8 protein-coding genes and 1 pseudogene are annotated in these 10,212 nt (G+C 45.3%); 8 read left to right on the top strand and 1 reads right to left on the bottom strand.

Going from position 1 to position 10,212, the window contains the following annotated elements; all coding sequences use genetic code 11:
• From L4C34_RS11670 to L4C34_RS11655, 4 genes and pseudogenes are all read left to right on the top strand, one after another.
• The coding region (locus L4C34_RS11670; protein WP_428789508.1) for a transposase at positions 1–283 on the top strand (283 nt) is incomplete at its 5' end.
• Between the two features lie 747 nt (positions 284–1,030).
• Positions 1,031–1,183: pseudogene (locus L4C34_RS11665) on the top strand (integrase core domain-containing protein); the annotation flags it as partial.
• Between the two features lie 82 nt (positions 1,184–1,265).
• Entirely contained in the window at positions 1,266–1,862 is a 597-nt protein-coding gene (locus L4C34_RS11660) for a LysE family translocator (RefSeq protein ID WP_428789507.1), read from the top strand.
• 137 nt (positions 1,863–1,999) lie between these two features.
• Positions 2,000–2,458 carry a hypothetical protein gene (locus L4C34_RS11655; protein WP_428789506.1) on the top strand — a complete coding sequence of 153 codons (459 nt, stop codon included), beginning with the start codon at positions 2,000–2,002 and terminating at the stop codon, positions 2,456–2,458.
• Between the two features lie 403 nt (positions 2,459–2,861).
• Here L4C34_RS11655 and sohB read toward each other — a convergent pair whose 3' ends face one another.
• Positions 2,862–3,923, bottom strand: a complete 1,062-nt coding sequence (gene sohB, locus L4C34_RS11650; RefSeq protein WP_428789505.1) for a protease SohB — start codon at positions 3,921–3,923, stop codon at positions 2,862–2,864.
• A gap of 122 nt (positions 3,924–4,045) precedes the next feature.
• Between sohB and L4C34_RS11645 the strand changes: the two genes are divergently transcribed.
• The 4 genes from L4C34_RS11645 (at position 4,046) to L4C34_RS11630 (ending at position 10,115) form a co-directional block, all read left to right on the top strand.
• Positions 4,046–4,789, top strand: coding sequence for a YciK family oxidoreductase (locus tag L4C34_RS11645; protein WP_428789504.1), 744 nt, complete (start codon positions 4,046–4,048; stop codon positions 4,787–4,789).
• Between the two features lie 151 nt (positions 4,790–4,940).
• A complete protein-coding gene (gene imuA / locus L4C34_RS11640; RefSeq protein WP_428789503.1) occupies positions 4,941–5,615 on the top strand; it encodes a translesion DNA synthesis-associated protein ImuA in 675 nt (224 codons plus the stop codon).
• Between the two features lie 2 nt (positions 5,616–5,617).
• Positions 5,618–7,021, top strand: a complete 1,404-nt coding sequence (locus L4C34_RS11635; RefSeq protein ID WP_428789502.1) for a Y-family DNA polymerase — start codon at positions 5,618–5,620, stop codon at positions 7,019–7,021.
• Positions 7,005–10,115: an error-prone DNA polymerase gene (locus L4C34_RS11630; RefSeq protein WP_428789501.1), complete on the top strand. Its 3,111-nt coding sequence runs from the start codon at positions 7,005–7,007 to the stop codon at positions 10,113–10,115. The genes L4C34_RS11635 and L4C34_RS11630 overlap by 17 nt, the downstream gene beginning before the upstream one ends.
• The last annotated feature ends 97 nt before the right edge of the window (positions 10,116–10,212 follow it).

Below are 10,212 nucleotides of genomic sequence, written 5' to 3'. Positions count from 1 at the left end.
CATGACACAAGCACTCAAAGGATGGTGTCGTCTAGCGAAATCAACACGAGTTCTCTCCCTATGTAACTTTGCTGATGCTTTATGGGATAGAAGAGTCGGTATCTGTAACTATGCAAAATATAAGCTAACGAATGCTCGGGTTGAAGCTGGGAATGTTTCTATAGGTTTACTCAGAAGAAGAGCCCGAGGCATCAGAGATATAGATTACTTCAAACTGAAGATCAGACAAACATCCGTACCTGATACTCATTCAACCTTTTATCCAAATATCAAGCTCACTTAAGCGGAGAAGAGCCCTTGAAGTTATCCAAAGTGGGTTCATTTCTTGTAATAAGATATACATTGGTTGGCTATACTATGTTCACTTCTGAGCAAGTGTTGGGGTCTTTTTATGAAAAGTTTAGCATGGTTGATAGTGCTGCTAGCGATACTACACATGCGCTATTTACTCCCCCAAAATTAGGCAAAGATCGGAAGAAGGTAGTAATAGTCGAATACGATCAGGCGCTAAGCATGCAATTGCATATTTTATCTTAAGCCTCTTAACGATAGCACTAGTGTTTACGGTAGATAGGCTTTCAGGGTGGACAAATGTAGAGAGAAGTTCTTTTACTATTGTGATGGTATTTTGGATTTTATTTATTATAGATAAAATTCTTTATCTTGCTGAAACTTGCATGTATTTTACATTTGATAGGATTTTCGCGTATACGTATATAGAGTTCAGGCCCTCTTACTTAAATCTTTGTGCTTGGACTTCTTTGGCCTATCTGGCGCTACACATTAGTTATAAATACGGTATATTGGGGCTCTCCGTTGGCGTTGTACCTATAGCCCTTCTTAATATCTTTCCCCATCTGGTTTACGCAAAGAACACAGTAAAGAAATAAAGAATCACTTCTAAGTATGCGTGTTCCTCCCCAACGTTACATTGCCCCTAAACGAGTTTCATCTTTAGCTCAGCGAATGCTGCTGAGCCAAAAACTTCCCCTCAAAAACTAATCCGAAATGTTGGCCAAATTAGCCGCTACTACAGCAGGTTTTACTGAAGAACATAGAATATTATAATCGGACAAGAAGGCACAGTGCTCTTGGGTATCTAACCCCAGTAAACTTAAACTTTGATAGAAAATGTCGCTTAACGGTGTGTCCCGCCTGGCTAGATCAGAATGCTTCCCAATAATATATCACGAGCTAACTTTACATACTTTTTGCGATTATGGTAGTGTATTCGTCCAGATGGTGAGTACTTCATATTTAACTAAATGATTCAGATTTCAGCATTTTTAACCACGATTGCACCGATAGCCCTATCCCCCGGAGTCGGGTTTACTCTAGCACTATCTAATACAACTCGTGATGGCTTAAAAGGCGTGCTTCCTATCATTGGTGGTACGGCTTTAGGAATATATTCTCATGCAATTTTAGTTGGTCTTGGGGTCACGCAAGTTCTCTCAAGCAGCAAAATTCTGATGGAAGCTATTCATTTTTCCGGATTGGCTTTTTTACTATGGTTGGCAATAAAACTCTTACTTAACGGCAGTCGTACATTAATGGGCCGTTTTCGTCCAGTCGATAAATCATATCGGTTTCGGGATGCTTTCTACCTAAATTTGCTAAATGTAAAAGCAATTGTCCTGTACCTTACAGTAGTCTCGCATTTTGCTGGCAACAATTTTGGAAATTATCTAATACTATCCTCTTTGCATATTTTGGTCATGTCTAGCTGGTTGCTATTGAGTAGTTTTTTAATGATACAAGCAAAAAGAAAGTTCAAGGTTAACTTGGTAAGTGGCCTCGTAAGCTGCATAGGAAGCGTGACTTTATTTTCAGTTGTTGGAAGTGATTTATTTTCACGCTAAGAAACTTATGCCCAAGCCTGCTGGGTTGTTACGGAAAGGCTCTGAGCCAAGTTTACCAACAAAAAGTAATCTGAAATAAGTAAATATCCATAAGTATTTCAACGCACTTTCACTATACTACGTTCAGGGATGAGTTCGTGACGGAGCTTTTTGTGAAAATTCTGGCTTTACTGACAGTACTGTTAGCGATACTCCATATGAGATATTTACTTCCTAAAATTAGGGAGAGGTTACATCGCGGGCTTAAACCTAAGGTAAAGCGAGATTGGATGTATCTCGTTTTAGTACCTTTTTTTATGGTAAGTGTAGGGTTAATTAACCTCACCCCAGATTTAATAAGGCTGGAAAAATGTTTGTTTCTTATTGTGATTGGCCTTTGGTTTGTGTTTGTTTTAGATGATTTTTTTTATGTGGCCGAAATTTACAAGAACAGAGACTTTAAACCGTCCTATTTGTATTTCATTCATTGGACATCTTTCAGTTACTTGTTTCTACACTTTGGTTTTAAACTTGATTATTTAGCAATCCCTATAGTCGCTGTGCCAGCAACCCTCCTCGGTATGTTTTCTCACTTGGTTTATGCAAATAAGGGCTAAACCGCTGGCTGGGCCAATATATCTTATGTTTTCCCTCACCTCGGCCAACACACCCCCTAGATTTCCTTATCTGAACAGACAGTGCTTGGGTTTGTTTTCTAACTCGCTTCTGTCCAGAACTGAGCCAAAATCGGCTAAAAGTGATCAAACTTTATTGTCACCCAAAAGCTATCGTCAGTACGGGGAGCAACGAAAAACGATCAGACTTTAGTAATCTACTAAGCGTTTCTTTTTTTGGGGGGAAATACCGATTTTATGATCAAACTTAATTATACTCCGACAGCTACCACTCAGAGTAAACCGCCTAGTCCCCAAACCACACCATCAAAAAAGCCAGCAACACAAGGCTACTGGCTTTTCCTATATTTTACCGATTTAAACTAAACACCTTAAGAGATGGATCTTAAACGATAGGTCTTTGACCTCTGCTGGCGAGTTTTAGTAATACGCCATCAGCTACATTGCCTGCGACTCCAACAAGTTTGTCAGCCAGCTTTTTCTTACGCACGTAACGCAAAGATAAGACGGTTTTGTCTTTGCAAGCATCCACAACCAATTCATCGGAAGTGCTGACATGATCGGCTAAGCCAAGTTTGTGCGCTTGAGTCCCATACCAGTGCTCGCCCGTCGCGACACTATCAAGATCTAGCTCTGGGCGATGATCGCGGATGAAATCTTTAAACAAGTCGTGGGTTTCTTCCAACTCTTGTTTGAACTTCTCGCGTGCTTTGTCGCTGTTCTCACCAAACATGGTTAACGTTCGTTTATATTCACCAGCGGTGAGCTGTTCAAACTCAATGTCATGTTTTTTCAATAGTTTATTGAAGTTCGGCAGTTGAGCAATCACACCAATTGAACCCAGAATGGCAAACGGTGCGCAGACAATTTTATCCGCGATACACGCCATCATATAGCCGCCACTAGCAGCCACTTTGTCGACAGCAATCGTGAGTGGTAAACCTGCCGTTTTAATGCGATCTAGCTGTGATGAAGCTAAGCCATAGCCATGCACCATGCCACCACCAGACTCTAGCCTTAATAGCACTTCGTCTCCTTCACGTGCTACGGCCAAAATAGCGGTGATTTCTTCACGCAGCGAAGAGACTTCTTTGGCATCAATACTGCCGTTAAAGTCGAGCACAAACAGGTGCGGTTCTCGCTTAGAGTCTAGCTCACCGTCTTTCGCCGCTTGTTTGATTTCTTTTTCGCGTGATTTATTTTTTTCTTTCTCGCTTTTTTTCTCAGCTTTATCACGCGCTTTAAGAAAAGCTTCGTCGTGCAAGTGATGCTCTAACTGCTCCACCGTATGCTGATGATGTTCAGTGAGGTTAGTCACTTCCAGTTCACCCTTGGCCGCACCACTTCTGCCGCTAGCCGCTTTTGCGATCACCAGTACAGCAATCACTGCCACAACCAAGGTTGCGATCTTGGCTAGAAACAGCCCATAGTCCAACAAAAATTCCAATGCGATATCCCCAATTATACGAATTAGTGTATTGTAACCATCTCATCATACTAAATAGAAAGAAAATGAATAGATAAGCGAATAAAATCGACCTATTTATTTCAATTATAAGGATGCTCACATTGAACTACTCTGTCTCTGACCACGCCCTAAACAATAAAGTTATTCTTATCACAGGTGCCGGGGCTGGTATCGGTAAGCAGGCAGCGTTGCATTATGCCAAACACGGCGCAACCGTCATTTTACTCGGGCGCACTGTTGAAAAGTTAGAACAAACGTATGATGAGATTGAAGCGGCAGGCTACCCACAGCCAGCCATCATTCCACTTGATATGAAAGGCGCAAGCAAGCAGCATTATCAAGATATGTCTGAGACCATCGAAGGACAATTTGGGCGCTTAGATGGCGTACTTCACAATGCGGGTGTGCTGGGCGACCTTGCCCCGTTTGAACAAATTGACGAAGCGACTTTCGATAATGTGATGCAAGTTAACGTCAAATCTCAGTTTATGATGACGCAGGCTCTTCTGCCTCTCTTACGTCTATCAGATGATGCACGTATTGTGTTCACCTCTTCGACTGTCGGCCACATTGGCCGCGCATTTTGGGGCACTTATGCTATTTCAAAATTCGCCACTGAAGGCATGATGCAAGTGTTGGCCGATGAACTCAGTGACTCGTCCATTCGCGTCAATGCCATTAATCCGGGCGGCACCCGTACTAGTATGCGCGCTAAGGCCTTCCCTGCTGAAGATGCCGGTTTGCTCAAAACTCCTGAAGATATCATGCCTCTATATGTCTATTTAATGGCGCCAGAAGGGAAAGAAGTGAATGGCCAGTGCATCGACGCACAGCCAAAAAAGTAGCAAAGAGATAGAAAAACCACCGAAAAATTTTTAATTCTTCTTTTCAAGACCTTGCCTATGCCTCGTCTTCTCGACAAGGCATTTTGCTTTTCAGCCCTCTTGAATCCTTTTCTTAACGCAATATACTGTATATATAAACAGGTATATTGCGATGCATGATTTAATCAACCAACTAAAAGATAAACATCTGATTTGGCAGGGGTATAAACATAGCTCCACCACTGAATACTTGCCGACTGGCTTTGACACCCTCGACGAAAAATTAGGGGGCGGCTTTCCACGCCATGGGGTCGTGGAAATTCAATCTCAACTTGGGATCGGTGAGCTGCGCCTACTTTCTCCACACATCAAAAGCAATCGTTCAGAGAAGGTATCGGTGTTTATTCACCCTCCTGGCCAAGTGAGTGCTGAGCAGTTGAGTTATGTAGGTATCGAACAAGACAAGGTATTAATCATTGTCCCTTCTTCGGCTAAAGAGGCTCTATGGGCTGCTGAGCAATGCCTAAAAAGTGGCGTGTGCAGCAATGTTTTGCTGTGGCACTGCTCACTTGAAGTGCACCAGACGCGTCGCCTACAAGTGGCAAGTGAACAAGGAGACTGTGTGTTTTTCTTATTCAAAACTTGGCAGCGTCACACCCTATCTCTGCCTGTCAGCTTAAGCATGACGCTACAGCCTCACCCAGCAGGCTTAAGCGTGCGCATCACCAAACGCAAAGGCGGGTGGCCACAAGGGAGTTTTGTTATCGATATGCGAGACAGTCACCCTGAACTCACCCTAGCCCCGACGCAATTTGCCGAAGTGCTCCCACTTAGGAAGCAGGGCTAAGTATGCAATTATGGCTTTATCTGCATTTTCCAACGCTGCAGCTCGACCGTTTATTTCACGGCCGAGACCATCAGCAAGCCATTGTTATTGTCGATGGTAAAAACCATTGTATTCGACAGCTCAACTCAAACGCCCAACAAGGTGGTATCACCGTCAATATGGGACTGGGCAGCGCCGCTGCTTTATGTACCGATCTGCAATTGCACCCTTACGACCCAAAAGTAGAAGAAAAAGCGCTTAACGATATTGCGAGCCAACTCTATCAAGTGAGTGCTGATATTACTCTATGCCCTCCACAGGGCATCCTCCTCAAAGTCACCGATATGCTGTCTTTATATCAAGGAATAGAAAACTACTGGCAAGCGGTTTCAAAAACGCTCGATAGCCTCGAACTCCACTACCATTTTGCGACTGGCTTTTCTCCATTTTCTGCCATGTTACTGGCAAAGGCTGCCTTTGATCATATTAACACCAAGAGAGAAACATTAACTAAAGCGATCTGCGAGCACTCCATCAACGCAAGTGAACTGACGGATAAACACCTTACGGCTCTGCACCGAGTAGGCATCGATAGTATGCAAAAATTGCTAAGCCTAAATTTGGCCGACCTCGCCCGCCGCTTTGATATTGATGTGGTCAACTACCTTGGCCGATTAACGGGGCAATTGCGCCATCCGCTCACCTTATTTACTCCTCCTGAACATTTCACCAGTCAGCTTGATCTACTGCATGATATCGACAATGTTCAATGGCTAGCGACACCATTACACCGGTTACTCGATAGATTAGAGTTGTTTTTGAGACTGAGAGATAGAGTCGCCTACGAACTCACCCTCACCTTACAACTCAGAGACGGACAGCCTCATTCATTAACCTTCAGCTCTGCGGCTGGAGAAGATAAAAGCAGTCGCTGGCAAACCTTGGCAGGCTTACATATGGAATCGCTTCGACTTGAACATCCCGTACAAAGCCTGACTCTGCATGCTAAGCGCACGGGCGAGAAATTAGCCGTGAATCAAGAGATGTGGTCAGGCAAAACCACTCCGTATTCTGAACTGGAATTGATCTCTCTGCTGCAAGCCAAACTCGGCTCAGAAAGTGTGTATAAAGTGGCGCTCAGTGGCGATCCTAGACCTGAATCGGCCACTTCTGCCTACGACCCAACCACAAAATCCGATGCTCACTCGGTGCTAAAGCGCTGCCGACCAAGCTTATTATTGCCCGAGCCAGAAGCACTAGCTGAGCCCGTGCATATCCTACGCGGCCCAGAACGTATCACCACTGGCTGGTGGGATGGCGGCGGTATCTGCCGAGATTATTTTATAGCCCGCAGCGATGCAGGCCAATGGCTGTGGATCTTCCGAACTCCAAAGCAGGAATGGTTTGTTCATGGCTATTTCAGCTAACGTGCCGCCCAAAACTCCTTTAGCCAAATATGCTGAGCTATTTTGCCAAAGTAACTTCTCTTTCTTAGTTGGGGCCTCTCACGCTGAGGAATTAGTCCTGCAAGCCGATCAGCTTGGCTATTCTGCCATCGCCATTACCGATGAATGTTCAGTGGCTGGAGTCGTGCGAGCGCACCGAGCCATCCAAGACAATAACCTCGCCATCAAACTCATTATCGGTAGTCTATTTTGGCTACATCAAGAGTGCCAAGTGGTGTTACTGTGCCCAAATCGCCAAGCCTACGCAGAACTGTGCCGCATTATTTCCAACGCACGCAGACGAGCGGAGAAAGGTAGCTACCAACTTTCAGAGTGGGATTTGATGTCTATCCAGCACTGTTTTTTATTATGGCTACCACGCCACAATGAAACAGACCAAGGCTGGGGAAAGTGGCTAAGCCAGCACCACTCTGGTCGCTTATGGCTTGGCTTACAAAGGCATTTATCAGATAGCGATCGGGACTATCTGCAATATTGCCAAACGCTGGCTGATACTTTCTCTCTCCCCATAACGGCATGTGGCGGCGTATTGATGCATCAGCCAGAACGCTTACCCCTACAACACACGCTCACCGCCATCAAACTAGGTAACAGTGTTGAGCACATTGGTCCGTATTTACTGGCTAATTCTGAACGAAGCTTGCGCCCAAGGGGAAAGCTCGCCAGTCTATTTACAACAGAACACCTTGCTGAAAGCGCCTATATCGCTCAGCAGTGCCAGTTTAATTTGGCGCAGTTAAGGTATGAATACCCAAGCGAGCTTATCCCTGATGGCGCAACACCCATGGGCTACCTGCGCGAGCTAGTCGAGTACGGCAAACAATTACGCTTTCCGGAAGGCGTCCCCAAGGAGATTGTCGCCACCATAGAAAAAGAACTCTCGCTGATCGAAGAGCTCGATTACCCTTTCTACTTTTTAACTATTCATGACATTGTGATGTTTGCTAAGCAGCAAGGTATCCTCTATCAAGGGCGCGGCTCCGCGGCTAACTCTGTGGTGTGCTACTGCTTGGAAATCACCTCTGTTGACCCTCGTCAGATATCCGTCCTATTCGAACGTTTTATCAGTAGAGAGCGCGATGAGCCGCCCGATATTGATGTCGATTTCGAGCATGAGCGCCGCGAAGAAGTCATTCAATACATTTATCAGAAGTATGGTCGTGAGCGCGCGGCACTGGCCGCGACCGTGATCAGCTATCGATTTAAAAGTGCCGTGCGAGATGTCGGCAAGGCCTTAGGGATCGCCGAAGAACAACTTAGCTTCTTCATCAAGAATGTTAACCGGCGAGACAAAAGCCAACCCTGGCAGCAGCAACTCACTGACTTAGGTTTACAAGCTGAGTCTTTAAAAGGTCAGCAGTTTATCCAGCTCGTTCAGGAGCTGCTCGGGTTTCCACGCCATTTATCTCAGCATGTCGGCGGGTTCGTTATCTCTTCTGGCCCTTTATATGAACTGGTCCCTGTCGAAAATGCCGCCATGACAGACAGGACGGTGATCCAATGGGATAAAGATGATTTAGAGAGCTTAAAGCTACTCAAAGTCGACGTGCTGGCACTAGGTATGCTCAGTGCTATCCGTAAATGCTTTGATTTGGTTAAGCAGCACCATGGTCAATCACTGTCTATCGCAGCCATTACTCGTAAACAAGACGATACCAATGTCTATCGAATGTTACAGCAAGCCGATACCGTCGGCGTATTTCAAATTGAGTCAAGGGCGCAAATGAGTATGCTGCCACGATTAAAGCCCGCTTGTTATTACGACCTAGTGATTCAAATTGCCATCGTCCGACCGGGACCGATCCAAGGAGATATGGTGCACCCTTTTCTTAAAAGGCGTGATGGCATTGAAGAAGAAAGCTACCCCTCAGAGGCAGTGAAAGAGGTATTAGCACGTACACTCGGCGTGCCAATTTTCCAAGAACAAGTGATCAAACTCGCCATGGTTGCGGCAGGTTTTAGCGGCGGCGAAGCAGATCAACTGCGCCGCGCCATGGCGGCTTGGAAAAAAACGGGCGATCTGGCCAAGTTTAAAATGAAATTAATCGATGGCATGTTAGAGAGGGGCTACGAGCTAGAATTTGCTGAACGTATTTTTGCCCAAATCTGCGGCTTTGGTGAATATGGTTTTCCCGAAAGCCATTCCGCCTCTTTTGCCGTGTTGGCTTATTGCTCAGCTTGGCTAAAATATTATTACCCCGCCATTTTTTATACTTCTTTGCTCAATAGCCAGCCGATGGGGTTTTATAGCGCTTCCCAACTAGTGCAAGATGCGCGGCGACACCAAGTCGTCGTGCTGCCGGTGTGTATTAATCACTCTCACTACGATCATCATGTCGTCTGGCAAGATAATCAGCCAGCCTTACGGTTAGGCCTCAGACTGGTGAAAGGTTTCAGCTCATCAGCAAGCCAAATTCTGATTCAAGCAAGACCAGAAACTGGCTACCTATCACCCAATCAACTCAAACATATTGGTATCAACCGAGCCGAAATAGAAAACCTTGCATCAGCAGGGGCACTCAACGAACTCACTACGAACCGCTACGATGCTAGGTGGAGCATGATGGACAGTGTTAGCGACCTGCCCTTATTTGCGGACTTAATTGAAGAAGAACAAGGGTTTCCTCAAGCACCCAGTGAATTTTCCAATATGCTTGAAGACTATGCGGCGACAGGGTTATCACTCAATAAACACCCAATCCGTTTGCTCGATGAGGCCAATCAGCTCGGCCGCTTTACTCGTATGCAAGCACTGCCGTCGATAAGACACAAAGCAATCGTGACCGTGATCGGTATCGTGACGGGCCGGCAATCCCCTGCTACGGCTGCTGGCGTGACTTTCTTAACCTTGGAAGATGACACTGGCAATATCAACGTCGTGGTGTGGAAGGCTACTGCGCAGGCACAAAAGCAAGCTTACCTCACCGCCAAAGTGCTGCAGGTGCAAGGCGTTTTAGAGCGAGAAGGACAAGTCACACACATCATCGCTGGTAAATTAACCGATCTCTCTCACCATTTAGAAAAACTCCGCTCTCGCTCACGGGATTTTCATTAGATTCGCACCCCTTAGCTATTAAAATCAATAAGTTACAAAGTAAGCAAACCACTAAGAAACAAAAAATTCATAATACAATCAACGAGTTGAAATATTA

Source organism: Vibrio profundum (assembly GCF_050337555.1).
Taxonomy (GTDB): Bacteria; Pseudomonadota; Gammaproteobacteria; order Enterobacterales; family Vibrionaceae; genus Vibrio; species Vibrio profundum.
Note: the sequence above shows the minus strand (reverse complement) of the source record. Positions and strands in the feature narration are given on the sequence as shown.

Excerpts from the sequence above, each read along its gene's own strand:
- L4C34_RS11660 (WP_428789507.1), top strand. The coding sequence starts at position 1,266 with ATGATTCAGATTTCAGCATTTTTAACCACGATTGCACCGATAGCCCTA.
- imuA (WP_428789503.1), top strand. The coding sequence starts at position 4,941 with ATGCATGATTTAATCAACCAACTAAAAGATAAACATCTGATTTGGCAG.
- L4C34_RS11635 (WP_428789502.1), top strand. The coding sequence starts at position 5,618 with ATGCAATTATGGCTTTATCTGCATTTTCCAACGCTGCAGCTCGACCGT.
- L4C34_RS11630 (WP_428789501.1), top strand. The coding sequence starts at position 7,005 with ATGGCTATTTCAGCTAACGTGCCGCCCAAAACTCCTTTAGCCAAATAT.